The organism is Peribacillus sp. NPDC096540 (genome assembly GCF_050278525.1).
Lineage (GTDB): Bacteria > Bacillota > Bacilli > Bacillales > DSM-1321 > Peribacillus.
The window spans coordinates 14,858-37,995 of record NZ_JBNNTG010000023.1 but is presented as its reverse complement, the minus strand read 5'-3'; the positions used below and the strand labels follow the sequence as shown (position 1 = coordinate 37,995).

General features: G+C 37.5%; 23 protein-coding genes and 2 pseudogenes. 19 read left to right on the top strand and 6 right to left on the bottom strand.

Annotated features, from left to right (window positions below; genetic code table 11):
• Nucleotides 1–26: 26 nt before the first annotated feature.
• From ACQKMR_RS18605 to ACQKMR_RS18595, 3 genes are all read left to right on the top strand, one after another.
• Nucleotides 27–455, top strand: coding sequence for an RrF2 family transcriptional regulator (locus ACQKMR_RS18605; RefSeq protein WP_427698633.1), 429 nt, complete (start codon nucleotides 27–29; stop codon nucleotides 453–455).
• 66 nt (nucleotides 456–521) lie between these two features.
• Entirely contained in the window at nucleotides 522–1,427 is a 906-nt protein-coding gene (locus ACQKMR_RS18600; RefSeq protein ID WP_427698632.1) for an NAD(P)/FAD-dependent oxidoreductase, read from the top strand.
• Nucleotides 1,428–1,720: 293 nt separating this feature from the next.
• Nucleotides 1,721–2,353 (top strand): class I SAM-dependent methyltransferase, encoded by a 633-nt coding sequence (locus ACQKMR_RS18595; protein ID WP_427698631.1) that lies wholly within the window; start codon nucleotides 1,721–1,723, stop codon nucleotides 2,351–2,353.
• Between the two features lie 488 nt (nucleotides 2,354–2,841).
• On the opposite strand, the gene ACQKMR_RS18590 is transcribed toward ACQKMR_RS18595, so the two are convergent.
• Both ACQKMR_RS18590 and ACQKMR_RS18585 read right to left on the bottom strand, forming a co-directional pair.
• Nucleotides 2,842–2,985 (bottom strand): hypothetical protein, encoded by a 144-nt coding sequence (locus ACQKMR_RS18590; RefSeq protein ID WP_427698630.1) that lies wholly within the window; start codon nucleotides 2,983–2,985, stop codon nucleotides 2,842–2,844.
• A 36-nt stretch (nucleotides 2,986–3,021) separates the two neighbouring features.
• Nucleotides 3,022–3,987, bottom strand: coding sequence for a DMT family transporter (locus ACQKMR_RS18585; protein WP_427698629.1), 966 nt, complete (start codon nucleotides 3,985–3,987; stop codon nucleotides 3,022–3,024).
• Nucleotides 3,988–4,124: 137 nt separating this feature from the next.
• Between ACQKMR_RS18585 and ACQKMR_RS18580 the strand changes: the two genes are divergently transcribed.
• The 3 genes and pseudogenes from ACQKMR_RS18580 to ACQKMR_RS18570 all read left to right on the top strand — a co-directional run bounded on the left by ACQKMR_RS18580 (nucleotide 4,125) and on the right by ACQKMR_RS18570 (nucleotide 6,000).
• Entirely contained in the window at nucleotides 4,125–4,997 is an 873-nt protein-coding gene (locus ACQKMR_RS18580) for a LysR family transcriptional regulator (protein WP_427698628.1), read from the top strand.
• 276 nt (nucleotides 4,998–5,273) lie between these two features.
• Nucleotides 5,274–5,575 (top strand): annotated as a pseudogene (locus tag ACQKMR_RS18575) (carbon starvation CstA family protein); the annotation flags it as partial.
• Nucleotides 5,576–5,844: 269 nt separating this feature from the next.
• Entirely contained in the window at nucleotides 5,845–6,000 is a 156-nt protein-coding gene (locus ACQKMR_RS18570) for a DUF1540 domain-containing protein (protein WP_377375388.1), read from the top strand.
• A gap of 487 nt (nucleotides 6,001–6,487) precedes the next feature.
• On the opposite strand, the gene ACQKMR_RS18565 is transcribed toward ACQKMR_RS18570, so the two are convergent.
• Both ACQKMR_RS18565 and ACQKMR_RS18560 read right to left on the bottom strand, forming a co-directional pair.
• Entirely contained in the window at nucleotides 6,488–7,147 is a 660-nt protein-coding gene (locus ACQKMR_RS18565) for an O-methyltransferase (RefSeq protein ID WP_427698627.1), read from the bottom strand.
• The gene (locus tag ACQKMR_RS18560) at nucleotides 7,134–7,469 is read right to left on the bottom strand and encodes a hypothetical protein (RefSeq protein WP_427698626.1); all 336 of its coding nucleotides are present in this window, start codon (nucleotides 7,467–7,469) and stop codon (nucleotides 7,134–7,136) included. The genes ACQKMR_RS18565 and ACQKMR_RS18560 overlap by 14 nt, the downstream gene beginning before the upstream one ends.
• 491 nt (nucleotides 7,470–7,960) lie before the next feature.
• Here ACQKMR_RS18560 and ACQKMR_RS18555 point away from each other — a divergent pair, with 491 nt between their 5' ends.
• From ACQKMR_RS18555 to ACQKMR_RS18530, 6 genes and pseudogenes are all read left to right on the top strand, one after another.
• Nucleotides 7,961–10,027: a BglG family transcription antiterminator gene (locus ACQKMR_RS18555; RefSeq protein ID WP_427698625.1), complete on the top strand. Its 2,067-nt coding sequence runs from the start codon at nucleotides 7,961–7,963 to the stop codon at nucleotides 10,025–10,027.
• Nucleotides 10,024–10,291, top strand: a pseudogene (locus ACQKMR_RS18550) (PTS sugar transporter subunit IIB). Before ACQKMR_RS18555 ends, ACQKMR_RS18550 begins: the two are co-directional and overlap by 4 nt.
• A gap of 16 nt (nucleotides 10,292–10,307) precedes the next feature.
• Nucleotides 10,308–10,574: a PTS sugar transporter subunit IIB gene (locus tag ACQKMR_RS18545; RefSeq protein ID WP_053347686.1), complete on the top strand. Its 267-nt coding sequence runs from the start codon at nucleotides 10,308–10,310 to the stop codon at nucleotides 10,572–10,574.
• Between the two features lie 30 nt (nucleotides 10,575–10,604).
• Entirely contained in the window at nucleotides 10,605–11,873 is a 1,269-nt protein-coding gene (locus tag ACQKMR_RS18540) for a PTS ascorbate transporter subunit IIC (protein WP_053347685.1), read from the top strand.
• A gap of 109 nt (nucleotides 11,874–11,982) precedes the next feature.
• Nucleotides 11,983–12,825 (top strand): HAD family hydrolase, encoded by an 843-nt coding sequence (locus tag ACQKMR_RS18535; protein ID WP_427698624.1) that lies wholly within the window; start codon nucleotides 11,983–11,985, stop codon nucleotides 12,823–12,825.
• 235 nt (nucleotides 12,826–13,060) lie between these two features.
• Nucleotides 13,061–13,219, top strand: a complete 159-nt coding sequence (locus ACQKMR_RS18530) for a hypothetical protein (RefSeq protein WP_427698623.1) — start codon at nucleotides 13,061–13,063, stop codon at nucleotides 13,217–13,219.
• Nucleotides 13,220–14,010: 791 nt separating this feature from the next.
• Here the strand turns inward: ACQKMR_RS18530 and ACQKMR_RS18525 are convergent.
• Nucleotides 14,011–14,409 (bottom strand): helix-turn-helix domain-containing protein, encoded by a 399-nt coding sequence (locus ACQKMR_RS18525; protein WP_427698622.1) that lies wholly within the window; start codon nucleotides 14,407–14,409, stop codon nucleotides 14,011–14,013.
• A gap of 223 nt (nucleotides 14,410–14,632) precedes the next feature.
• Here ACQKMR_RS18525 and ACQKMR_RS18520 point away from each other — a divergent pair, with 223 nt between their 5' ends.
• The 4 genes from ACQKMR_RS18520 to ACQKMR_RS18505 all read left to right on the top strand — a co-directional run bounded on the left by ACQKMR_RS18520 (nucleotide 14,633) and on the right by ACQKMR_RS18505 (nucleotide 19,325).
• A complete protein-coding gene (locus tag ACQKMR_RS18520) occupies nucleotides 14,633–15,622 on the top strand; it encodes an asparaginase (RefSeq protein ID WP_427698621.1) in 990 nt (329 codons plus the stop codon).
• A gap of 21 nt (nucleotides 15,623–15,643) precedes the next feature.
• Nucleotides 15,644–17,074 (top strand): aspartate ammonia-lyase, encoded by a 1,431-nt coding sequence (gene aspA, locus ACQKMR_RS18515; protein WP_427698620.1) that lies wholly within the window; start codon nucleotides 15,644–15,646, stop codon nucleotides 17,072–17,074.
• A gap of 590 nt (nucleotides 17,075–17,664) precedes the next feature.
• Nucleotides 17,665–18,696: a fatty acid desaturase gene (locus ACQKMR_RS18510; RefSeq protein WP_427698619.1), complete on the top strand. Its 1,032-nt coding sequence runs from the start codon at nucleotides 17,665–17,667 to the stop codon at nucleotides 18,694–18,696.
• A gap of 83 nt (nucleotides 18,697–18,779) precedes the next feature.
• Nucleotides 18,780–19,325, top strand: a complete 546-nt coding sequence (locus ACQKMR_RS18505) for a response regulator (RefSeq protein ID WP_427698618.1) — start codon at nucleotides 18,780–18,782, stop codon at nucleotides 19,323–19,325.
• Between the two features lie 323 nt (nucleotides 19,326–19,648).
• On the opposite strand, the gene blaOXA is transcribed toward ACQKMR_RS18505, so the two are convergent.
• Nucleotides 19,649–20,443: a class D beta-lactamase gene (gene blaOXA, locus ACQKMR_RS18500; RefSeq protein ID WP_427698617.1), complete on the bottom strand. Its 795-nt coding sequence runs from the start codon at nucleotides 20,441–20,443 to the stop codon at nucleotides 19,649–19,651.
• Between the two features lie 595 nt (nucleotides 20,444–21,038).
• Here blaOXA and ACQKMR_RS18495 point away from each other — a divergent pair.
• From ACQKMR_RS18495 to ACQKMR_RS18485, 3 genes are all read left to right on the top strand, one after another.
• On the top strand, nucleotides 21,039–21,794 hold the full coding sequence (locus ACQKMR_RS18495; protein ID WP_427698616.1) for an AAA family ATPase: 756 nt from the start codon (nucleotides 21,039–21,041) through the stop codon (nucleotides 21,792–21,794).
• A gap of 156 nt (nucleotides 21,795–21,950) precedes the next feature.
• The gene (locus ACQKMR_RS18490; RefSeq protein ID WP_427698615.1) at nucleotides 21,951–22,454 is read left to right on the top strand and encodes a DUF2716 domain-containing protein; all 504 of its coding nucleotides are present in this window, start codon (nucleotides 21,951–21,953) and stop codon (nucleotides 22,452–22,454) included.
• 144 nt (nucleotides 22,455–22,598) lie between these two features.
• Nucleotides 22,599–23,009: a hypothetical protein gene (locus tag ACQKMR_RS18485; RefSeq protein WP_427698614.1), complete on the top strand. Its 411-nt coding sequence runs from the start codon at nucleotides 22,599–22,601 to the stop codon at nucleotides 23,007–23,009.
• The last annotated feature ends 129 nt before the right edge of the window (nucleotides 23,010–23,138 follow it).

Below are 23,138 nucleotides of genomic sequence, written 5' to 3'. Positions count from 1 at the left end.
AATAGTTTTAATTATGAGGTGCATCAATGAAGTATTCAAAGGCAACCAATTATGCACTACATACAATGGTGCATTTAACGATGGAACCAAAAGGTCAGACGGTAAGCGTGGATCAGCTGGCGTACATGCAGGATTTGTCCCCGACGTACTTGTCGAAGATTTTGACGAAGCTTGTGAAGGCTGGATTAATTGAATCAGTGCCAGGGGCAAAAGGCGGCTACAGTATTTCACGCCGCGCGCAGGACATTTCGTTTCTGGATGTTATTGAAGCGGTGGAGGGTCAGTCGGTGCTTTTCAACTGTGCGTTGGACCATGAAGAAAGCGAGTGTTTAATTGAGCGCGTGATGATCGAGGCGGAAGGCAACATGAAGAAAGAACTGGCTGGACGAACGATTCAAAGCATTGCGGAGCAAATAGAAAAAAGACATTGTCATGAGACAAAAAAAGAAAAATAAATTTTTTTGCACAAATTAAGGATATTAAGGGTCTTTAATAGGCTTTATAAAGAAGGAGTGTTTCATGTGTTGGATTGTGTAATTATTGGTGGAGGACCTGCAGGACTGAATGCCGCATTGGTCATGGGGCGTGCTGGACGGAAAACAATTTTGTTTGATGAGGATAAACCCCGTAATCGGGTGACGCAGGAGTCGCACGGATTTATCACACAGGATGGGGTAAAGCCGGCAGAGTTCAAGAAGCGGGCAAGAACGGATGTCCAGAAATATCCGTCCGTCTCCATTAAGGAGGAACGGGTGGAGATTATTGAAAAAGCCAGTGGTGTGTTCCGAATTCAAACGAAAGGCGGAACGGGTTACATGGCGAAAAAAGTGCTTCTCGCAACAGGTCTTCGGGATGTTTTGCCGGAGATTCCAGGCATACAGAATGTATACGGAACGAGTGTTTTCAGCTGTCCGTTTTGTGACGGCTGGGAAATGCGGAGCCAAGCATTGGCGGTGATTGCAGAAAATGAACGGGCTTTTCATATGGGAAAACTGCTGTCAAACTGGAGCGGTGATGTAATTGTGTTTACAAATGGCTATCAGGTTCTTGATGAAGAGAAGGATATCTTTGCTAGGCAGCACGTAACAGTCGTGGAAGAAAAGATTGAAAGTCTTAAATCGAAAGGAGGGCAGCTGACATCGATCCGGATGCAAAACGGACAGGAAATCAAAAGGGAGGCAGGGATTGTGGTGACAGACTTGGTGCAGTCTGCTCCTTTTGCGGAACAGCTCGGCTGCGAGATCACTCCAAACGGCGGGATTAAAGTGGATTCATTTGGACGAACAACGGTTGAAGGAGTATATGCATGTGGAGATACATCACTCAGCACGCCTTCTCAGCTGGTGATTGCGGCGGCGGAGGGCAATAAAGCGGCGGCTGGAGTCATCATGGATTTAGTTGAAGCTGCATTTCTTTTGGAGGCATAAAATCCTTGACTGCATAAGAGCATTTTTAAAAAGAAAAAGCTCTTTTCGTAAAGATTGTTGTTTTTAAAACGAAACTATTTAAGGTTGATTGGAGCGGAAGTGCGAGACTCCTGCGGGAGCAGCGGGACAGGTGAGACCCCACAGGCGTTCACGCCGAGGAGGCTCACCGCCCGCCCCGCGGAAAGCGAGCAATGGAGGGGAAATCAACCACACCGCATTACTTGGTGAATAGCAACAAAGTATGCGAAAACAGCCAAAGTAAAAGAGCTAATATTTGTAAAGGAGATTGAGGTATGACAGAATTCTGGGAATCAAGTTTTATAGAAAATCAAATGATGTGGGGATTTGAACCTTCAGACTCCGCAATCTTGACAAAGGACTTTTTCCTTGAGAATAAAGTTAAGGATATTTTGATTCCTGGTATTGGATATGGCAGAAACGCAAAGGTTTTTATTGATAATGGAATAAATATAACAGGTATTGAGATTTCAAAAACAGCGATTGATTTGGCAAGGCAAAATGGTCTTAATATTAGTATTTTTCATGGTTCAGTAACCGATATGCCTTATGATAACAAACTTTATGATGGTATATTTTGTTATGCACTTATTCACTTATTGAATAATCGTGAGAGAGAAAAGTTTATTAAAGATTGCTATAATCAGTTAAAGCCAAACGGTTATATGATTTTTACTACTATTTCAAAAGAAGCCCCAATGTTTGGAAAGGGCAAACAACTGGATAAAGACTATTTCGAGATAATGGAAGGTGTAAAAATGTTTTTTTATGATTCCGATTCGATAAAACAAGAATTTGGAAAATATGGATTGGCGGAATTTTCGGAAATTGTCGAGCCGCATAAGAATATGGAAAATAAACCTCCATTTAAATTTATAATGGTAAAATGTCAAAAAGAACAATCATAAAAAAACAAAAATAGTGAATTGTTAATTGATAAGGCTTATGAAGTGCTTACGCATTATCCATAAAAAAGGCAGGTTTTGATCAATCATTTTTCAACACATGCTCTTTTCTATTTGCTCGCGGCCGCCGACAAAGTGAAGGTAAGCGAACTGTGGACATGCAATCAAGGAGGTTCATGCCAATAGGCTGAGCTTGAATATAGGGCCGTCGATTTAGCTTGGTGAATAGTACGATCATCAAAAATACAAAAAAGCCCCTCTAAAAGGCTTCAGTTATTAGATCTAAATTTAAAAAAGTAGATTGGAGCGGGTGTTCGAGACTCCTGCGGGAAAGGCGCGTCCAAGGGAGACCCCACAGGCGCAAAGAGTGCCGAGGGCGGACCGCCCGCGGAAAGCGAGTGCCCTACGTTCCAATTAGCGTTCAAATTGTCTACAGTCTGAAGCCTATCTAAATGACAGGCTTTTTTGCGTTGTATCGCCAAAAGTCTATTTTACTTAATTCTTTTACTTCTATCATGATATAGATTAATTAATTCTGCATTTTGCTCATTCATCTTTTTCACATTCTTATTAATCGTGGCCAATTCCCACAGTACAGCCAATCCAAAGATTATTATAAGTGTTAAGTAATCCATTATTGTCCTCCCCATTGATGTTTTGTACCTTAATAATTAACTGATTCTTTTTTCTTTCCTTGGATGCAATTCTTCAACTTGGGAAGGCAAGTTTTTTCTTTGATAATAATTGTTTTGAATCAATGCATATATCACTAAAAAAGTTCCCAGTAATTCGAATGATGTAAGTGATCCCCCTTGGATAAAAACAATAGCTAACGTGGTTATTGGAACTAAATTGATAAATAGAATGCCATTAATGGGCGTTAAAAGTTTAATACCTAAATTCCAGCTTAAAAGTGCTATGGCACCGGGGAAAATAATCATAAAAATCATCTCGCCATAAATGGATTCAATAACCTCTGCTGTGGGAACAGACAGGCCCAGTACAGTTCCAAAGAATGTTATGATTGCTGATACTGATGTTCCTAAAATACACGTTAAAGTCGAATAGCGGAGTGTTGACCATTCTTTAAACTGGTTGCCGCCCATCGTATATATAACCCATCCTATAACACCAATAAGAATGAAAAGTATAGGAATGATGCTATCTTTCAATAAAAATAGAAATGATAAGTTGCCATTGGTAATTACAAGAATGGCCCCTATTAAGGCAAGGAACATACTTGCGAGAGTATATTTCATAGGTCTGGCATTTTTCAAAACCCACATTATTAAAATTGAAATCATAGGCATTAATGATTCCATAATCGAAGCAACAATTACCCCGTTATGGCCCAGTAAGTCTTGACCTGAGAAAATGAGAAAGTTGTATACTGTAAACGCCATTGTCCCAAAAAATAATAAATTCTTTCCTTTCCCTTCCAAGTGAAAAGATTTCTTTCCCTCTTTAATTAAAAGCAATATCCCTAAAATTATGCTTACAGCTAAATATCGCAGAAAAGAGAAATAAAAAGGATCTATATACATGAGTGCCCTTTCTGCAACTGGAAACATGGCTCCCCAAGAAATGCTGGCTGTCAAACATAAAAGTGCACCTATTAAAACTTGATTTTTTTTCATTTAAAGCTTCCCCTCAAAAAAATAATGATTGATTAAATTCCTATACACACCTTATGATAAAGTCATTATCATGTAAAATGACTTAAAATGAATATAACCATCATTATTAATGATATTTGAGAAAGGGGGTCACTTTTATGGAAATGCGGGATTTGCAAATATTCCAGTGCGTCGCTAAATATGGAAGCATAAGTAAGGCTGCTGTTGAGTTGAATTACGTCCAATCCAATGTAACGGCGAGGATTAAGCATTTAGAGCATGAGTTACGGACGCCTTTATTTAATAGACATAAACGTGGTATGTCTTTAACCGCAGAGGCACGAAAAATGCTGGAGTATGTAAACAAAATTTTGCTTGATATGGAAGAACTCAAGCAAGTATTCCTGGATAGTGAAACACCTACAGGGATATTGAACATCGGTACAGTTGAAACGGTCAGCGGTCTTCCTAAGATTCTAGCCTCTTATCATAAACAGTATCCAAATGTCGATTTATCCATAAAGGCTGGGTTAACAGAGGATTTAATTAAAGCTGTTATTGATCATAGTCTAGACGGCGCTTTTGTTACAGGACCGATTAAACATCCACTCATTCAGCAATACGATGTGTGTACAGAAAAACTTGTTTTAGTTACAAGAAATGAAACATTAAACCTTGAAGAATTTTTAACAGAACCAATTTTAGTATTCAGTCAGGGTTGTGGATATCGATCTAAACTAGAACAATGGTTGAAAGAGGAAGAAGTGATGCCTAAAAGGATTATGGAGTTCAATGTATTGGAAACCATCTTAACCAGCGTAACACTCGGCCTTGGCATTACCCTCGTACCACAATCAGCGGTAAATCACCTTGCAGCCAATGAAAATGTGCATGTTCATGCAATTCCAGAAGATTACGGCAATATTTCGACTGTCTTCATTCACCGTAAAGATGCTTATATGACAAACTCCATGCAAAGCTTCTTACAAACAATCGAAGCCCATCATGAATGTACGGTTAATCTGACTTAAGCAAGCTTGAAACCATTTCTGAGCCAATATGAATAGTATATCTTTACATAGAAGAACACTGAAACTTGGGCCTATCCCGAACATGCAATGAATAATATCAAACAGACGATTTTCCCCTTGGATTAGGTAAGATTGTCTTTTCCATTCTAAAAATACTAGCAGGAGTTTAATCTGTGCACATAGTGCCCGAGGAATAACCAATCTCAGGTTCATGGATTGGCGCCCCTAATTAGTCAGTGTTAATCGTTAAAAACAAGACTCGACAAGGATTTCTTAGCCAGTGCGTCAGCCTGCTTTATTTGGGCACTATTTGGTGTATCAAATCAGCTTATGGCCTCGATTGGACTCATCATCGGTGTGACTGTCGTCTTAAAATTGCAGACATATGGACATGGCTCGTACCTCTTGCCTACTTATTTCAGGTTAATGTAGCGGGGTAACTGGATGGTAAGAAACGTATACATAAATGGAGTATTTTATATTTATGCCTAGGCTTAGTCATTCTTGTATCAGCCTTGAAAAAATGGCGGGAGCTTTGGAAAATCCCACAAGCCGAACTACTGGAAAAGTCAGCATAATGTTAAAGATTCCGGGCGAAAGTTGCCCGGTTTTTTTATGTTCATTCATACCTAATCAACGTCAAAGGATATTGTGAACAGAAAAAGAAACGACTAATGTCATAATCTAAACAGTTTAACGGGAATAAAGTTCTTAAAGTTAATCGGTTAAAAAGCTTATATTCCCTGTTCATGACGTTTACTTTAAAGTGAAGGAAATTGAACCTGAAAAAGGAAAGTATCAATAATCCCAACTTTGTTAATGATAGCAAATGAGGAGGTGTGATACTATGGCAAAAGATGTTCTATGTGAAGTGAATAATTGTAAATTTTGGGATTCTGGAAACAAATGTAGTGCTGATGCTATTTATGTAGTTAGTAATAAAGGGAATCAAGCATCCAATAGCGAAGAAACTGATTGCAAAACATTTGATCCAGAGATTTAAATCACCGAGGGTAACCATCATACTGGTTACCCTTCTTCCATTTTATTATTGATAATAAAAATCATTTTCATTCAAGATTATAGAAATTCAGTTTATTTTTCTTCATGACTTCGTGAGTTTAGGTGATATACACGAGAGATTGAGCGATATATGCGTGAATTTAGCTGTTATTCTCATGAGTTTGCGCTTTACATGAAAGTTTGGGCGATATATTCGAGAATTTAGCTGTTATACTCGTGAGTTTGTGCTTACACGAGAGTTTGGGCAATATATTCGTGAGATTGAGCGATATATGCGTGAATCTAGCTGTTATACTCGTGAGTTTGCGCTTTACACGAGAGTTTGGGCAATATATTCGAGAATTTAGCTGTTTTACTCGTGAGTTTTACTGCTTTACTCGTGAGTTTGAGCAATTTACTCGTGAAATTAGCTGTTATACTCGTGAGTTTGCGCTTAACACGTGAGTTTGAGCAATTTATTCGAGAAATTAGCTGTTATACTCGTGAGTTTGAGTAATTACTTTTGAAATGGTCAGCCCATCACCGATTGGTATAAGCAGGGATTCTAATTGAGGATGATTAGCCACAGTTTCATTGAATGTCTTCATAAATGCAGTATAATGTTTAGGTTTAGCATCTTCGTCTGCCACACTGCCTCCCGCAAGTACGTTATCCATAACTATTAAAGCACCCGGTTCCGCCAGTTTAATGCAATATTGCAGGTAATTTTCATAATTTTCCTTGTCAGCATCTATAAAGAAAAAGTCAAATCTCTTGTTATCACCAACAAGTTTTTCAAGGCTTTGCAGGGCTGCTCCGGTCATATATGATACTTGATCGCCAAAGCCAGCTTTAGAAAGATTGCTATTTGCTAACTTTGCGTATGTCTCCTTTAATTCAAGGGAGGTCAATTTTCCTTTGCTGCCGAATCCCCTGGCAAGGCAAATCCCGCTATAGCCCCCAAGAGCGCCTATTTCCAAAACATTTTTAGCCCCTGAAATGGATATAAGCAAGGTAAGGAGTTTTCCAGATGAGGGAGATACCGATATGGACGGCATTCCGTTTTCTTGTATGGACGTAATGACTTCTTCCAAAAGAGCATCTTGGGTATAAAACACTGAATCGATATAATTGTTAATTTGTTTCATTCATTTCAATTCCTTTCCCACCATTATTGGAAGTTTCCTTTTCTTCACTTTTCTTATCGGGTGCTTCACCTTCTTGTATTTCAAATAAATGAATGAATTCGTTGATTAACATATCAATGGCTTTTAATTCACCGACTAAGATCTGATTAATGGATTGAAATTCTGGTTTATCTAACTGTTCCTTAATGGTTGAACGTTTAAGATTCATCATTTCTAAAAAAGCAATTGCCCGCCCTCGGCGAAAGGTTTTTGGACCATGGCCCTTTCCACTGTTATGCTCACCACGGTGATGTCCCTCGTTCTTGAATTTTTCATTTTTCATTATAGAACCCCTTCCTATGTATACGATTGTATACATATTGTCATGTTAATAATTGTATACAATCGTATACATATTGTCAATTTGGATTCAAATATTTATGCATATCGTGGTATGCTTGGTAAATTTAATATTAAAAAATATATGACTTTAAGCTTACATTTAATTCTTTTATTTATAAGGTCCAGGTAAACAAAGAATCCTTTTGTACCTTCTGGAAAAACATCATTATAAAAAGAAATGGTAACAGGCTAAATGAATTCCATAGAATAATCCTATAGTAGTCTAGTGAAGGGAAAGAAAAAAATAAACGTCTTACTTATTAAACCTACATACGTACATGAACGAAAAAATCTTAAGCAAGGATGCCGTATTGTGCACAAATGTTTAAAGAGTATATTATTGTGCAGTACCTACGACAACATTCGGACTTAGAAACGCTACATTTCTAATAAGAAGTAAGATATCGTAGAAGCAGGGAGAGGGAGAAGAGAATGTTTTTAGATGAAAGAAGCGCTAAGTTACTAAAACTATTGGAGCATTCGCCCATTTCAAAAATGAAAGAACTTGAAGCCCAAACAGGTTTGACGAGAAGGCAAATACAATATGGCCTGAATAAAGCGAATGACTGGCTCCAATTTCAAGGATATCAGCCCATTCAATATAATCGTGAAACAGGCTATTCCTTTTCTGGAAACATCAGAGATGAAGAATTGAACGTAAAACTGACAAAACGCAATTATATATTTTCAGAGACAGATAGAGAAAAAGTTTTTTACCTCATGATCCTGTTAAGCCCAGAAGAATTATCCGTCTATCATTTCCAATCGATCACAGGGCTTTCTCGAAATACTGTGTTGAAAGATTTGAAACGACTCAAGGAGAAGACGCAGAAATTAGCGCTTAAGATTCAATACTCCAAACAAGATGGTTACGTGATAAAAGGTGAAAGTCGAGTAAAGAGATACATTATCGAACATCTCGTGCATGATGTACTAAACAGTTCAAATAGCAATCTGATCATTGAGTGTATTTGGAGAAATCAAGAAAAACAAATAAGCTCAATCCGGTTTCAGCTTGAAAGAATCGAGCGTAAATTGGGCATTACCTTTACGGATGAACGGCTTCATGAACTGACATATTTGTTTTTATGTACAGATCAGCTCATTGGAAAAGGAGAAGAATTACAATCTGATCAGAGCTGGGCGCAGTTTGTTACAACTGAAGAATTTAAAATGGTTGAGGAAATGACCAAAACGGATGCTTTTCAATCAGTATGGAGCGAAACGGAAAATTTATACGCAACCTTACATTTACTAAGTATGAATCGAACGAAGGATATATCCCCTCTTAAGGATGATGAATTCATTCAACATCTTTTGCATAAGATTGTGGAAGAGTTTGAGAGATTGGCTTTTGTTCATTTACATGATAAAGAACAGCTATGCCAACAATTGTACGTTCATTTTAAACCGGCTTATCATCGCCTGAAATATGGGCTCCCGCAAATGAATCTGATGACAGAACGGGTGCAGAAGGTCTATCCTGAACTGCATCATCTGACCAAAAAATCTCTATGGCTATTAGAAAAAGAGATTGGCCGTTCAGTATCTGAAGAAGAAGTAGCATACTTTACTATCTATTTTGGCGGATGGCTGCGCAAGCAAGGGACAACATTGGATGATCGAAAAAGAGCGATTGTTGTATGCCCGAATGGAATAGGAATCAGCAATATTCTCATTTATACATTGAGAGAATTGTTTCCGGATATTTTGTTTCTGGATGTTCTGTCTGTTCGAAATGCCGCTGAGTATCGACTGTCGTACGATCTTGTTTTTTCAACGGTGCATATGAGAACAAAAGCAACTTTATTTGTTGTACCGCCTATTTTAGAAATGCAGGACAAACATTACCTGCGTCAGCAGGTCATGCAGGAATTGTATGGTTATACGACGGATAATGTAGATGTTGCAGCATTATTAAAAGTCATTTCCAAGTATGCAACCATACATGAACTGGATCAGCTTGAAAAGGCACTTCAATCAAATGTGTATAATCATAAACCAAAAGTAACCCAATTTTCTTTAAAGGAGGCAGAGAAGCCTGTGTTAGAAGAATTACTCAACATACAAACGATTCAATTACAGTCGCATGTTTCAGATTGGAAAGAAGCCATTCAAATCGCGGCCAAGCCTCTCGTGGATTTAGGAACTGTCGAAGAGAGATATGTGGAAGCCATGATTGAGGCTATAGAAACGAATGGCCCATATGTGGTCATCACGCCTGGAGTGGCCATTCCTCATGCGCGTCCGGAGCAGGGAGTTCGCTCTTTATCTATGAGTCTGTTGAAATTGGACGAACCTGTGGACTTTGCGCCAGATAAACCGGTCCGGCTGATTATTGTTTTGGCGGCTGTAGATAACGATTCGCATTTGCGGGCATTAATTCAGCTCACTCAATTATTGAATGAACCAGCTAATATTGAGGAGATTTTACAGACTTCAGATAAATCTGTGCTTATGGAGTATGTTCATAAATATTCAAAGGAGGAAGCGGAATGAAAATCATGGTAGTGTGCGGAAACGGATTAGGCAGCAGTTTCATAATGGAAATGAATGTAAAAAAAAGCATTAACGGAAATGGGAAAAACAGCTGAGGTAGATCATACAGATCTTACATCTGCAAAAACAGTGCAAGCGGATATTTTCCTTGGAGCAGCAGATATTGTTGGCCAGCTAGATGATGGAACCCGAACAATCGTTACGCTTGAAAATATGATGAGCATTCCTGAAATCAAATCTAAATTAGAGTCGCATTTAGGATAAAAAAGGAGAGATTGATATGAAGAAAATCATGGTAGTGTGCGGGAACGGATTAGGCAGCAGTTTCATTATGGAGATGAATGTGAAAAAGGCTTTAACGGAAATGGGAAAAACGGCGGAGGTAGATCATACAGATCTAACATCCGCAAAAACGGTACAGGCGGATATTTTCCTTGGAGCAGCGGATATTGTAGGTCAGCTTGACGATGGGACCCGTACGATTGTTACCCTGGAAAACATGATGAGCATTCCTGAAATTACATCGAAATTAGCGTCACATCTATAATAAAAAACAGAATGAAGAGGGGGAGAGGCAATGCTGGAACTTATCATGAATGACATCTTGGGTACACCTTCCATACTTGTGGGGCTGTTTGCTCTCATTGGCTTGCTGTTACAGCGAAAGTCCAGTGCAGATGTTGTATCTGGAACGCTAAAAACCGTCATGGGCTTCATTATTATTGGAGCGGGAGCGACAGTACTTGTTGGCGCCCTTGATATATTCAGTCAAATGTTCGATCATGCGTTCAATGTTCAAGGCGTCATACCAAATAACGAGGCCATTGTCGCAGCAGCACAAAGTGATTTTGGTACTTCGACTGCACTTATTATGGTATTTGGTATGGTTGTCAATGTTTTACTAGCTCGTTTCACGCCATTTAAATATATATTTTTAACTGGCCATCATACTTTATTTATGGCTTGTTTAATTGCGGTCACCCTGTCGGTCGGAGGGCTTAACGGTGTTCCGCTTATCCTGGTCGGTTCTATTATATTAGGGGTATGCATGGTGTTGTTCCCTGCTATCCTTCAACCATACGTACGGAAGATTACCGGAAGCGATGATTTTGCCATCGGCCACTTTGGGACGATTGGGTATTTTGTTTCCGCAACTGTTGGAAAATGGTTTGGAAATAAGGAAAAGACAACGGAGCAGATTAAAGTTCCTAAATCATTAGGATTTTTAAGGGACACTTCAGTCGCTGTATCACTAACGATGACATTGTTCTTTGTGATTGTTGCGTTGTTTGCAGGTCAGGACTATATTGAAACGAAACTATCCGGTGGTTCTAACTTTATCGTATTTTCATTCATCCAGGCGATAACATTTGCGGCAGGTGTGTACATCATTCTTGCGGGAGTACGGATGTTAATTGCTGAAATCGTTCCTGCCTTCAAAGGGATTGCGGATAAAGTTGCGCCTGATACAAAGCCTGCTTTGGATTGTCCAACCATCTTTCCATTCGCTCCAAACGCAGTGATCATCGGGTTCTTATTCAGTTTTTTAGCTGGACTATTATCCATGTTCCTTCTTCCGGCAATAGGATTAAAAGTTATCGTTCCAGGGCTAGTACCACATTTCTTTACCGGGGCAGCTGCCGGTGTATTTGGAAATGCTACGGGTGGCCGACGTGGAGCGATGCTAGGATCATTTGCCAACGGAATCATTATTAGTTTTCTGCCGGCGGTTCTCTTGGTCTTCTTAGGAGATGTAGGGTTTGAAGGTACCACATTTGGTGATTCAGACTTTGGCGTGGTTGGTCTCTTAATTCTAAGTATTATGAAACTATTAGGATTATCTTAATCTGATATTGAATAAGGAAAAAATCATATATCTGCCAACAGCCTAAGATCTTATAGATAGTAGGCTGTTGGCATTTTTATTACATAATAGAAATTTATGAGGTGATAGTATGTTTAAAGTAATTGTGCTAGATTTGGATGGCACGACACTGAATGAAATAAATACGGTGAATGAGACACTGAAAAATTATTTAATCGAACTTAGAGAAAGTGGAAAGTTGATTTTTATTGCAACGGGAAGAACGTTAAAAGAAGTAAGAGACGTTTTGCCAGCTGATTTGAAAGTGGATGGAATGGTAACTGCGAATGGAATGTTTGCATTTATTGGAAATAAGCAGATTGTCGAACACACTCTGTCGCCTGAACTTGTGGAAGAATTGGTCACCAAAGCAGGAGAGGGAGAGATTTATTACGAAGTTCATCCGAACGAGGGATCACGGATGGCATTACTTAAAGATAAAGACTTTATGGTTAAACAGGGTATGGGGCCCAAGCCTGCAACAGTCGAAGAAAATGAATGGCTATCAAGACAGGATGCAATGGATGGAAAAATACACTGGTCAGAACAATTGGATATAAAAAGCGTCGCCAAAATCTACTTTTTCAGCAATGAAATCAATGTCATTCGGAAATGGAAAGCAGATTTGGAAAAGATCAAGCAGTATAATGCTTTTACGACTGCTTCTTCCACGCATCACAACTTGGAAGTTACAGTGGAAGGTGTCTCAAAAGCAACTGGCGTTCAAATATTAATGAAGCATTTCCAGTTAGCACCGGAAAATATCCTGGCAGTAGGCGATGGCGAAAATGACCTCCCGCTATTTAAATTCGCTGGGCATTGTACGGCCATGAAAAATGCCACTGACCTTGTCAAAGAACAGGCCGATGAAGTGACAGAGTATTCTTATAGAGAAGATGGCTTGTATCGCTTTTTGAAGAAAATGTTTCAATAACCTTAAGAAAGAACCCCCTTGCTGTAGAGGAATTACCGTTCAGCGATTCTCTTATCTATCATATAATATGTGTCTATCAATCTGACAAATGTAATCTTTAAAAACCCTAACTATCTCTTTTAGTTAGGGTTTTTTACGAAATTTCCAAGTCTACTTCAAGCCTTGCCCAATCTACCCGGTTACTTCACGAATTAGTGGTTGCTGTAATCGATAAAATGCATATAGGTTGTCTTTAATGCTCATAATGATTTTTATTTACAAAGATGATAAGGGGTTAATTTTTCTAGGTGCATTTGGGACAGTAATCTTACTGGGGAATTGGATATCAGGCCGTGAACATGTTTCAAAGAAGAGGAAGAAAGAAATGGAGAAAATCGAAGTTCAAAATATGTAAGGTTTGGTTATAGAGAGTGGATAACCCGATTTAATTTATTAAATGATCAGGCTTTTAATGAAAATGTCAGACCTATCTAAATAAAGAATCCATATGGTCTCTTTTTTTTTGCTTGGTAATTGAACATGAGCCTTCATTTCATGGAGCCTGGTGTTCCATAATCATTGATCGTTAATTTTGGTTTATCCTCTTAAGTAAGAAGAACGGGATCGCATTCAATAACGGAAGCGTGAAGAAAATGATATGGCTTAGCAAGTAACGGAAGATTTTAAAGAAGTTGGTGAGTGAAAAGGACTTTAGAAAGATCATTAAATAATAGAAGAAACTCGTCAAAAAGAAGCCTTTTAAAAAGGCAGCATCTAAACAATTGATCCTAAGGAACAAGCTCATCAAGTGCAACCATTTCTATTTGATTCCAATGATTTTCTAATCTTCTAGAATAATCAATCCCTTACAAAAAAGTAACGTTATCTTTATTTTACAAAAAAAACTTGAAGGTTTTAACACTAAAAGGGATTTCTTCAAGCTGAGCACGGGGGCTCAGCTTGAAATATTCAAATAAACCACCTTCTGTTTTTGATGAATATATTTTTAGGGAAATAATTATTTTGGGTTCTGGAGCGAAAAGAAACAGATTGAAAAACCAAAATGAATTTCAGTTAATATGATTTATTTATAATCATACTTAAAGATGAATTTCCTTGGTGAAAAACTAGAATATTCTGTACTTTGGTTATGTTTTTATTTTATTGATAAAATTTGAGGTTGGTCCAGAATCCAATTACCTGGCTTTAGCCCAATGAATCTCTTGTTTCATATTGTTTATAGAAATTTCCTTCTAATTCTCGCTTAGCTCTAATAAAAGCAATAAATTGTATCGTTTCTTCTTCTGAAAGAGTTGTTCCATCGACAGCTAGCTCCAAATTTGGGAGATCCGTTAATTCCATGAATTGAACTGACTCTGTGGAAGCTTCTTTAGGCAGAAAAGCTGGATGATCAGCTCTACCTAGAATGTAGTCAATCGAAGTCTCAAATAAATCAGCCATTGACTTAATAGATTCTAATGATGGACGACGATATCCAGACTCGTACCCTGCATATGTACTCTTGGCAATCCCGAGTCGATCAGCGGTGTATTGCAATGACCATCTTTTTTCCTTTCTTAATGAGATTATTCTATTTAAAATCATTTCTCGTACTCCTTCTATTTCTAATTCTTATTCAATCATACTAATATAAAGTGTACGCGAAGCGAATAATGTTTTGCTTGATTTCCCTCTTTTATAAAATTATAATACAAATAGCGTTCGCGGTACGCGAATTTTAATAAAAAATGCATTTATTTCTGTCATTATACTTATAGTAATTGTAAATACCCGATATAGGTAAAAAAATTATAAAGGAGGTATAATTTTGAAGAAGTTGATGCTGCTCACTACCGGTGGGACAATTGCTTCGTTAGAAGGGGAAAATGGACTGGTTCCAGAAATGAAAGCTGACGAAATTTTAGGTCATCTACCGGGGTTAAATTTACTCTGTCAGATTGATAGTAAGCCTTTGATGAATATTGATAGTACAAATATGCAACCGGAATATTGGTCTGAAATGGCAAAATCCATCCATGAGCACTACCATGATTACGATGGCTTTGTTATCACCCATGGGACAGATACAATGGCCTACACTTCAGCAGCGCTCTCATATATGTTACAAGATGTAGAGAAACCAATTGTGGTTACAGGTTCTCAAATCCCAATTGCCTTTAAAAAAACAGATGCGAAAAGAAATATCTCTGACGCGATTCGGTTTGCTTGTGAAGGGATCGGAGGAGTATATGTAGTTTTTGATGGTAGAGTCATTCAGGGAACAAGGGCCATTAAATTGAGAACGAAAAGCTATGATTCGTTTGAAAGTATTAATTATCCTTATGTTGCCTCTATCTTTAAAGATAAAATCGAGTATAATAAGTCTGTACATTTACCAAAGAATAAGGAAGTTAAGTTAGATACCTCCCTTTGTACTGATGTTGCTTTGGTAAAGTTACATCCCGGAATTAAGCCAGAATTCTTTGATTTTCTGAAAAATATATATCAGGGGATTGTAATTGAAAGTTATGGGAGCGGTGGTATTCCATTTCACGGAAGAAACATTTTGGAGAAATTGAATGAGTTGGCCGAGTGTGGAATATCTGTTGTCATTACTACTCAATGTTTAGAGGAAGGGGAGGATATGGATATATATGAAGTGGGGCGAAAAGTAAATCAGAATGTCATCATTCGTTCCAGAAATATGAATACAGAAGCCATCGTTCCTAAATTGATGTGGGTATTAGGCAAGACACAGGATCCACAAAAGGTGAAGGAAATGATGGAAACACCAATTGCAGAAGATATTACATTTTAAAAACATGGGGGAACAGGGGAAATGATGATAGACGAGAGAACATGCCGAATTGAGAAAGACTTTCTAGGTGAAAAGGAAATACCAGCAGATGTTTATTATGGAATACAAACTCTACGCGCTGTAGAAAATTTTCCGATTACCGGTTACAAAGTCAATGAAGAAATGATTCGTGCACTAGCCATGATAAAAAAAGCGGCCGCTTTAGCAAACATGGACACAAAACGTTTGTATGAAGGAATTGGAAGCGCTATCGTTAAAGCTTCAGATGAAGTGATCGATGGAAAATGGCATGAATATTTCATCGTTGATCCAATTCAAGGTGGCGCGGGTACATCGATGAATATGAACATTAATGAGATCGTTGCCAACCGAGCGTTAGAATTAATGGGACACGAAAAAGGTAATTACGCAAACCTTAGTCCAAACAGCCACGTTAACATGTCACAATCAACCAATGATGTATTCCCAACTGCTATTCATTTATCAACACTACGACTATTAGAGCAGTTAATAGAAACAATGACAAAGATGGGCTCGGTTTTTAAGGCAAAAGCAAAACAATTTGATCATGTTATCAAAATGGGCCGTACACATCTTCAAGATGCAGTGCCAATTCGTCTTGGTCAAGAATTTGAGGCATATAGTCGCGTGCTAGAGAGAGATATAAAAAGAATTAGTCAATCACGTCAACATTTATATGAAGTGAATATGGGAGCAACAGCTGTTGGAACGGGATTAAATGCAGATCCACGTTATATCAAAAATGTTGTGACGTATCTAGCTGAAATTAGTGAATTGCCACTTGTAGGTGCAGAACATTTAGTAGATGGAACACAAAATACGGATGCCTATACTGAAGTGTCAGCTGCATTGAAAGTATGTATGATGAATATGTCTAAAATTGCTAATGATTTACGTTTGATGGCATCAGGACCAAGAGCTGGGTTAGCAGAAATCACACTTCCGGCACGTCAACCAGGTTCATCGATAATGCCTGGAAAAGTAAATCCAGTTATGCCAGAATTAATTAACCAAGTTGCTTTCCAAGTAATTGGGAATGATAATACGATTTGCTTAGCTTCAGAAGCAGGACAATTAGAATTAAACGTGATGGAGCCAGTACTTGTATTCAATTTATTGCAATCAATTAGCATTATGAATAATGCATTCAATGTCTTTACAGACTATTGTTTAGAAGGTATTGAAGCGAATGAGCAACATTTAAAAGATTATGTCGAACAAAGTGTTGGAGTGATTACAGCAGTCAACCCGCACCTTGGTTACGAAGTGGTTTCACGTATTGCGCGTGAAGCAATTTTAAAAGGCAAATCAGTTCGCGAACTTTGCTTACAGTATGATGTGTTAACAGAAGAAGAGTTAGATTTAATTCTAAACCCTTATGAGATGACAAAGCCTGGAATAGCGGGTGCTTCTCTTTTCGATCGAGAATAACCAATAAATGTGTAGATAACTTTAATATATATGTAATTTTTATCGGAAGAACTATGCCAAGGCCCTAAGGGTTAAAGGCATAGTTCTTTATTTTTTTATTCTTAATTGGAACGTAAGGCACTTGCTTTCCGCGGGCGGTCCGGGAGCCTCCTCGGCTTGCGCCAGCGGGGGCTCCCCTAGACGCGCTTTTCCCGCAGGAGTCTCGCACACCCGTTCCAATCAACTTTGTTTTAACATTTAGATAGAACCTCTTTTGCCTACAAACTGAGTTAGCCTTTAGTTAAGGCTAACTTTTTTTTTGGAATAACAATTTGAATGATTATAAACAAAGATTTAGAAACTATTTTGGGTGGCAGCATTCCCAAAACTCCTTAGAAACGCATTGACTACTCTTTGAATAAGGCTAAGGAAATTAGCGTGTTTCTGATATTATGTCCTTTTTTTTGGAGTTTACAGGAAAAAAACTTGGGTAAGTGTAACTCGTACATGACATTTGTCATCTTCTAGTCATGACACCTGGTACTAATAATATCAGGTTGATTTCTTTATAATATAAAATAACGACACATAAAGGGAAGTGCAATTGATTAATGACCATACAAAATACTAAAAACTTGAGAAAACAAATTGCTCCTTTTGAACAATCAACGACAAAGGAAAGTATATGGCAGATCATCAATACATTAGGGCCGTTCATTATTTTATGGTACCTAGCATATATAAGTCTTTCCGTTTCTTATTGGTTAACTTTAATTCCAGCTGTATTGGCTGCTGGCTTCTTGACAAGAATTTTCATTATTTTTCATGATTGTACGCATCATTCATTTTTTAAAAGCCGCCGTATCAATAGAATAGTTGGGACATTTATGGGTGTTTTAACTTTATTCCCGTTTGATCAATGGGGGCATGAGCATTCTGTTCATCACGCTACAAGTGGTAATTTAGATAAGCGAGGTACAGGAGATATTTGGACACTTACGGTGGATGAATATTTGGCAGCACCACTTAGACTTCGTTTAGCCTATCGTTTTTATCGTAATCCATTGGTTATGTTCGGATTAGGTCCAATTTATGTTTTCCTTCTTAAAAATAGATTTAACCGAAAAGGTGCTAGAAAGAAGGAAAAAATGAATACCTATTTGACGAATGTACTAATCGTTGTTTTAGTAGGTTTACTTTGCTTGGCAATTGGTTGGCAGTCGTTTCTTTTAGTACAAGGTTCCATTTTCTTAATATCAGGTTCAGTGGGCATTTGGCTGTTTTACGTCCAGCATACATTTGAGGACTCTTATTTTGAAGAAAATGAGGAGTGGGAATATGTATTAGCAGCAGTGGAAGGAAGTTCTTTTTATAAGCTTCCAAAACTGATGCAGTTCCTTACTGGTAATATCGGTTACCATCATGTGCACCATTTAAGTCCAAGGGTACCTAACTATAAACTAGAAGAGGCACATAATAATACCCTTCCTTTAAAGAACGTACCAACGATTACTCTTGCTACAAGCTTGCGGTCAATCCGTTTCCGCCTGTGGGATGAGGAAAGTAAGAATTTTATTGGGTTCAAAGATTTAAAATATGCAGCGGAAAAAAGTGTTTCTGTTAATGTGAAATCTGAACTATAACTGCACCATTTATGGACAGGCTCCCCTTGATTATAGGGGGAGTCTTTGATTAATATAAACTGCCCGATAAGGAGAGAACTTAAATGATTCGAATTGTAATTGCAGAGGATCAGGAAATGCTGTTAGAGGCAATGAGTTCCCTACTTAATTTTGAAGAAGATATTGAAGTTGTCGGGCAAGCGAGTAATGGAGTAGATGCACTTACACTTGTGCACCAATTACAGCCGGATGTTTGTATCATGGATATAGAGATGCCTGAAAAGAGTGGACTTGAGGCAGCAGAAGCTTTAAAGCCATTTGAATACAAAGTAATTATTTTAACAACTTTCAGAAAAACTGGTTATTATCAACGTGCGTTAAAAGCTAATGTAAGAGGGTATTTATTGAAGGACAGCCCGAGCGACGAGTTAGCCTGTTCGATTCGCAGTATAATGGATGGAAAGCGAATCTACTCCCCCGAACTCATAGATCATGCTTCCAACAATAGCGAACAGGAAATGGGAGTGTTAGGACTGTTGGCCGATGCTCAAACCACAAATGAACCTTCTAATCAGCAAAGTAACAAAATGGGGACTGTAAGAAAATATTTTTCAACAATCAAAGATATAATGAAGTTACCAACAGGTTAGAAATTTATAACTTCATCCAAAAATAAATAACATCTCAGGAATCTACTTGTGAGATTTATGTTGTAATAGATTAAAAATCCTTTTTGAACTCTTTTTCTATTATGGGAAGGAGTTTTTGTTTTTTATAAACTCACGGGTCAAAATCCTTCAAAAAACCGCAAGTGTGCCGACCAACAACTTTGCTTAATGTGTCACTCATTACCATAAATACACCTATGTATCAGGCTAAGAGAAGGCAGAGCATAAAGAAATTAAAAGGAACCTGAATCAATAGGTTCCTTTTGATTTTTCCTCATATTGTAAAATTCAGCATGCGCGAAGGTTTATTCTTTAATAATTTTCATTTCTTTCAGAACATCTACTGTGATCGTCTTTGCTTTGCTTCCGCTTCCGTTAATGTTCGTTGCAAAGGCCCATTTCCCTTTCTCTGTTTCGATGTAACCCACATACCAGCCTAACCCCAGATCGGAAAGGCGTGTACCTGTTTTTCCGTGGAGAATATATGAGTCTGCTTCTTCATTAATCATGATTCTCTTTACTGTTCTCATATGCTGTTTATCAAAGGGCAGTTTTTCTTCTACGAGGTTCTCCATAAAATGAGCTTGTTCTTGGGCAGATATTTTTAGGCTGATGTCAAGCCAGAAATGATCAATCCCTCCGGATATATCCCGATTACCATAATTGATTCGGTTCACATATTTCTGCATATCCTCTGCACCAATATCTCGGGCCATTTCTTGATAATACCAGATTACTGAATGTCTCATGCCTGAAGCCAGCGTATGATCCCTGTTCCAATCCTCAAATTCCCTCAGTACACCATCCCAACGCTTCACTTCAAATTCATCATGTACTGCTTTTGTCTGTAAGCCGATTAAAGCATTTGGCACTTTAAAAGTCGATTCTGGAGAAAAGCGCACTGTGCTTCTGTTTTTGTTATAGATATATACCTTATCAGTTTTAATGTTTTGTATTACCGTTGTCCCTTGTACCCCATCGAACGATTCCCCAACTTGCAGTTCTTTCACCTTCGGGTTGTTTGCACTTACTTGAATGTTGCTCATTGAACCACTAAATAGTAGTACAATAAGCATTAGAAATACCTTTAGGATTTTCATTACACACTCTCCTTAAAGATCATGGATTGATAGATCAGCAATAATGCAGGCCTTCATTACTGCTATCAAAAATAGTTAACAAAATTTGATAGCTAAAGTATGCTTATTTCCGTTGAGAAACTAAACGATGGTTTTCTTATGTTGTGCTTATTTTTTAGGGATAGTGAAGTAAGATAGCACAGAGGACCCTGATAAAAAGCAAAGAATCCTGATTTCTAATGGGATTCAAGCTTTTTGTTCGTCAAAGGGCAGTGCACTTTGACTATAAGGATTTCTTGTTCTTTCTACTGCCTCATATCAGCAGTTAACACCGGGCAGGCCTATAAGTACTGTATAATTTATTTAAAGTCCATAAATTCCCTCTTTTAAATATTTTAAAACATTTAGAAGATAACCAGCTAAAAAACTCTATAAAATTCTGAGAAAACACGAGAAATCGGAGAGACTACACTTTATATTGAGGGAGGATAGTGTAAATAGATCTGCTATACTTTATTATAATGATACATATGAAGCTCAGATAATTTGTGTAAAGGTTCCTAAGAGTTTATTTGTTTATAGTTAAATAATTGTATTCGACACGAGGTGATTATTAATGAAGCTATATCATGATACACAGTATATCAGGGGTATTTACCTTAAAAGTGATCAAATTTCCTCGTATGAAAATTTCCCACTTAATCTACCTGTAATTAAGCACTTTCAAGAATTAACTTTTCATCCCAGTGTTACTTATGTTATAGGTGAAAATGGAATGGGGAAGTCAACCTTGCTTGAAGGGATTGCTATTGCATTTGGATTTAACCCAGAAGGTGGAACTTTAAATTTTAACTTTTCCAGTTATGATTCACACTCAAATTTAGAACAATATCTCCGTTTAAAAAAGGGGGTTTATAAGCCGAAGGATAGTTTTTTCTTTAGAGCGGAAACCTTTTATAATTTAGCTACAAATATAGAGGAATTAGACAAGGAGCCATTGAGTGGTCCAAAAATTATAGATTCCTTTGGAGGAAAATCACTTCACCAACAATCTCATGGTGAATCTTTTTTTTCAGCTTTTATAGAGCGATTTCAAGGCCAGGGTCTGTACATCCTCGATGAGCCTGAAGCAGCTTTGTCACCATTGAGACAAATATCGATGTTAGCCAGAATAAATGAACTTGTTAATCAAGGCTCCCAGTTTATCATTTCCACACATTCTCCAATAATTATGGCCTATCCAGATGCTAAAATTATTGAAATTAAAGAAGGTGGATTGAGTGAAGTAACGTTAGAGGAGTCAAATCACTATTTGTTAATGAAACAGTTTTTTGAAGATAAAGATCGGCTGCTTCATCATCTATTCCAATAAGGTAGCTTCAATGTTCTTCTACTAAAGGGTGCAATACTTCAATAAGGGAGGTTGCTGAGGCGACCTCTTTCTTATGCAACTAAAGGGGCAGGATAGTTGAACAAGAAATGATATAATAACCCTCTTATTAAAAGCATCGTAAAGGCGGCTATTCAAATGGAAAATTGGATTGAATTATCTACATTAGAATATAAAGAGGTATGGGATAGGATATATGATGAATTTACTTTTGAACCAAGCATATCAAACTTCCCATCTTTTGAAGTGCCAAATCCATTTATCACTTATGATGTATTCAAGTATTTAAATGGGTCCGTGGATTTAGATACCTTTGATGAGATTTATAATGACCTAGAGGAAAAATCATTACTTGTCTTTCAAGAACTTACACAGAAAAATGAATATATGTACGCATTAGATTGGGAACATTCTTGTTACTGGATAAACCCCCGTTTGGAGTTTCCGAAAAGTGAATTTGATGAATGGACAGTACCTATTTTTCCAAACGGTGATTATTACTTTTTTATTCATAAGAATTTTGAATGGGGATTATTAGGACACCCTTGGGAAAGAACCATAACTATTTTTGGAAAAGAATTGATAAAGGTTTTTGAAAAACATCAACCAAAAATGTTTCAAAAAATATTACGTCAGGGATAAGGTAAACCTTGTTGAACTAACAGGTGCTTTAGCTGAAGATCGGGGCTGTCTTTAAGGCTGCTCTTTCTTTATGCAACTAAAGGGGCAGTTTAGTTGAAGAGCGTGATAAAATATATTTAATGAAAACGGACAGAAGGTGCTAAAATGGCTAAGTTAAAATTATTAAAGAGTATAGGGCATAACACTGTTCACAGTTATTTAAGTTTAATGAATTATCGGGATAATGGGTATGTAGTTGAACATTTATTTAATATTGCAAAAGATAAGAGTATAGATAGTATTATAGTAGATATTTTAAAAGGAAGTATCCAACCAAAAACCTTCGAAATCCCTGTTATCAAACAATCATTAGATGATTTACGGAAGGATTTTGAACGCCTGTTAACTGGTGCAAATATTCCTTTAGATAATGTATATTCTGTGAAAGCAATTATTGTATTTGATCCACATATAGGTGCTTCAGGTGCTGAATTAGAAAAATATAATTGTTTGGTTGAAATTATAGATAAAAATCAGAAATCACATAAAATAACTGTTAAAGAATGGTGGAGGTAACAAAACTCTTAATCAACTAACAGGTGCTTTACTTTATTAAGGGAGTTGCTTTGGCAGCTCTTTTTCTTATGGAGCTAACGGGGCAGGATAGTGTAGGAAAATATAGAACCTTTTAAAAAGGTTAAACGT

What these genes read in the sequence shown, in the direction of transcription:
- ACQKMR_RS18605 (WP_427698633.1), top strand. Translation starts at nt 27, where the DNA reads ATGAAGTATTCAAAGGCAACCAATTATGCACTACATACAATGGTGCAT.
- ACQKMR_RS18595 (WP_427698631.1), top strand. Translation starts at nt 1,721, where the DNA reads ATGACAGAATTCTGGGAATCAAGTTTTATAGAAAATCAAATGATGTGG.
- ACQKMR_RS18590 (WP_427698630.1), bottom strand. Translation starts at nt 2,985, where the DNA reads ATGGATTACTTAACACTTATAATAATCTTTGGATTGGCTGTACTGTGG.
- ACQKMR_RS18585 (WP_427698629.1), bottom strand. Translation starts at nt 3,987, where the DNA reads ATGAAAAAAAATCAAGTTTTAATAGGTGCACTTTTATGTTTGACAGCC.
- ACQKMR_RS18580 (WP_427698628.1), top strand. Translation starts at nt 4,125, where the DNA reads ATGGAAATGCGGGATTTGCAAATATTCCAGTGCGTCGCTAAATATGGA.
- ACQKMR_RS18570 (WP_377375388.1), top strand. Translation starts at nt 5,845, where the DNA reads ATGGCAAAAGATGTTCTATGTGAAGTGAATAATTGTAAATTTTGGGAT.
- ACQKMR_RS18565 (WP_427698627.1), bottom strand. Translation starts at nt 7,147, where the DNA reads ATGAAACAAATTAACAATTATATCGATTCAGTGTTTTATACCCAAGAT.
- ACQKMR_RS18560 (WP_427698626.1), bottom strand. Translation starts at nt 7,469, where the DNA reads ATGAAAAATGAAAAATTCAAGAACGAGGGACATCACCGTGGTGAGCAT.
- ACQKMR_RS18555 (WP_427698625.1), top strand. Translation starts at nt 7,961, where the DNA reads ATGTTTTTAGATGAAAGAAGCGCTAAGTTACTAAAACTATTGGAGCAT.
- ACQKMR_RS18545 (WP_053347686.1), top strand. Translation starts at nt 10,308, where the DNA reads ATGAAGAAAATCATGGTAGTGTGCGGGAACGGATTAGGCAGCAGTTTC.
- ACQKMR_RS18540 (WP_053347685.1), top strand. Translation starts at nt 10,605, where the DNA reads ATGCTGGAACTTATCATGAATGACATCTTGGGTACACCTTCCATACTT.
- ACQKMR_RS18535 (WP_427698624.1), top strand. Translation starts at nt 11,983, where the DNA reads ATGTTTAAAGTAATTGTGCTAGATTTGGATGGCACGACACTGAATGAA.
- ACQKMR_RS18530 (WP_427698623.1), top strand. Translation starts at nt 13,061, where the DNA reads ATGCTCATAATGATTTTTATTTACAAAGATGATAAGGGGTTAATTTTT.
- ACQKMR_RS18525 (WP_427698622.1), bottom strand. Translation starts at nt 14,409, where the DNA reads ATGATTTTAAATAGAATAATCTCATTAAGAAAGGAAAAAAGATGGTCA.
- aspA (WP_427698620.1), top strand. Translation starts at nt 15,644, where the DNA reads ATGATGATAGACGAGAGAACATGCCGAATTGAGAAAGACTTTCTAGGT.
- ACQKMR_RS18510 (WP_427698619.1), top strand. Translation starts at nt 17,665, where the DNA reads ATGACCATACAAAATACTAAAAACTTGAGAAAACAAATTGCTCCTTTT.
- ACQKMR_RS18505 (WP_427698618.1), top strand. Translation starts at nt 18,780, where the DNA reads ATGATTCGAATTGTAATTGCAGAGGATCAGGAAATGCTGTTAGAGGCA.
- blaOXA (WP_427698617.1), bottom strand. Translation starts at nt 20,443, where the DNA reads ATGAAAATCCTAAAGGTATTTCTAATGCTTATTGTACTACTATTTAGT.
- ACQKMR_RS18495 (WP_427698616.1), top strand. Translation starts at nt 21,039, where the DNA reads ATGAAGCTATATCATGATACACAGTATATCAGGGGTATTTACCTTAAA.
- ACQKMR_RS18490 (WP_427698615.1), top strand. Translation starts at nt 21,951, where the DNA reads ATGGAAAATTGGATTGAATTATCTACATTAGAATATAAAGAGGTATGG.
- ACQKMR_RS18485 (WP_427698614.1), top strand. Translation starts at nt 22,599, where the DNA reads ATGGCTAAGTTAAAATTATTAAAGAGTATAGGGCATAACACTGTTCAC.